This window comes from Arenibacter sp. F20364, from assembly GCF_023015905.1.
In the GTDB taxonomy this organism is placed as follows: domain Bacteria; phylum Bacteroidota; class Bacteroidia; order Flavobacteriales; family Flavobacteriaceae; genus Arenibacter.
Genome location: NZ_JALKBD010000096.1, coordinates 1 through 1629 on the forward strand (window position 1 = coordinate 1; position 1629 = coordinate 1629).

Annotated in this window: 2 protein-coding genes; both read right to left on the reverse strand. The window is 35.1% G+C overall.

Annotation, left to right across the window (positions count from 1 at the left end):
- Positions 1–261 precede the first annotated feature (261 nt).
- Positions 262–669 carry a hypothetical protein gene (locus MWU84_RS23830; protein WP_246906504.1) on the reverse strand — a complete coding sequence of 136 codons (408 nt, stop codon included), beginning with the start codon at positions 667–669 and terminating at the stop codon, positions 262–264.
- A gap of 224 nt (positions 670–893) precedes the next feature.
- On the reverse strand, positions 894–1490 hold the full coding sequence (locus tag MWU84_RS23835; protein WP_246906505.1) for a TetR/AcrR family transcriptional regulator: 597 nt from the start codon (positions 1488–1490) through the stop codon (positions 894–896).
- Between the last annotated feature and the right edge of the window lie 139 nt (positions 1491–1629).

A 1629-nucleotide genomic window follows, 5' to 3' on the forward strand; every position in this document is an offset into this window, starting at 1 on the left:
GGACTATTCCCGCCAATTCAAAAAATAGTGATTTAGTATTGCATGTATAGCTACTACATGGTCACGAACTATATTCGCAAATCTAATTGATTTGAAGGACAGCCACTTTGAGAATATTGAGAAACATACTTTTATTATAGAAAAGGGTATTCTTATTTCCTATGAGATTTCAATTGTAACCGAAATTTTGCTTGGTCGGAAACCCAAAACTATCGGATAGTGTCTATCATTTTATACGCCAAATCTGTCTTTCTATTATCCCTATCTGAAATGTTCAATTATATGTATTCCGCTTTCTTTCATTAGCTCACTTGTGTTGAAATCATGGCATACGCCTGGAGTCAGCTTGTAGTTGAAGATCATTGAACCGCCCTTAATCTTGCTATTGAAGCTATAGTTTTGAATTAACATTTTATCCTCTGTTAACTTAGCCAGTTCGATGTCGTGTGTTGCGATAATGCCAGATGTATTTAGTTGCTTTATCTGATGGATCAACGAAAAACCTCCTTTATACCTGTCTTCCGAGTTAGTGCCCTTGAACATTTCATCCAAAAGAAAAAATACATCTTTATCACCTTCTATCAATTTTAGCAATTTTTCAATTCTTTTAAGTTCCGCATAAAAGGAGGAAACCCCCTGTCCTAAATGATCTTGCGTCCTCAGTCCCAATTGTCAGGGGAGGACGGAAGAATGATATAGGCATGCAACAGATAAAAAATACATTCTTCCCTTTTTAAAAATGTGAATGACATAGTCGATTGCTTTTTGGGCATCCTTTGAAAAATCCGTTGGTATTAGTAAATTTTTCATTGCAGCAAGCATTTATATTAGGTCGTTTTCGCTTCAACCAAATTTACCTTGAAATACTTTTTAACCAAATGACATTTGTCAGTCTATTTTTGGATAAACTTATTGGTGTAATCTTTGGTCACAATTCCTTTTATGGTGTTGATGATGAGATGTTGTAGAATCTCTTGCTGGGTATATTTATCAAAAAGACTGGATCTACCAAAAGCGATAGCGTTCAAATTCAAAAAATACAGTTCACAAACCAATCTCAAGTTCACCTCTTTTACAACAAAGCCCAATTTTTGTGCATCGACAAAGAGTTCATAAATAGTTTCATTTACCAAATCATTTCGAAAGCTATAATAGAGATCATAGGCCTTCGGATAATATTTCTTTAGCCCGAAAAGGAACGTGGGACTGAAATATTTTAAATGTTCGAAACCCTTTTTGTATATCAGAATGATCTTTTCCAGAGGATCTTTACAGAGAGCAATCTCAGGTTCTTGAATCTCCCTTAAATAGCTTTGCAACAGATAGGCCGTACTCTCTTGAACCAGTTCTTCTTTTTTGTTAAAATAATGGTAGATGGTCTTCTTCGATATGCCGAGCTGATTTGCCAACTCATCGAGTGTGAACCGTTTGCTCCCAAATTGAGTGAAGTTTAAGGCGGAGCATGCGACAAGTTCGGATTTACTAATCATTGGGTTAAATTATTAAGGCAATATAAAGTTTACATATTTAACACTATAGCGGATATGATAAGGATCACCAAAATGATAAATAGCACTAGGTCGTTAATCCTTTTGTCACGGTTCTTTCTAGTCAAATATAATTGGTCTT

What these genes read in the sequence shown, in the direction of transcription:
- MWU84_RS23835 (WP_246906505.1), bottom strand. Translation starts at nt 1,490, where the DNA reads ATGATTAGTAAATCCGAACTTGTCGCATGCTCCGCCTTAAACTTCACT.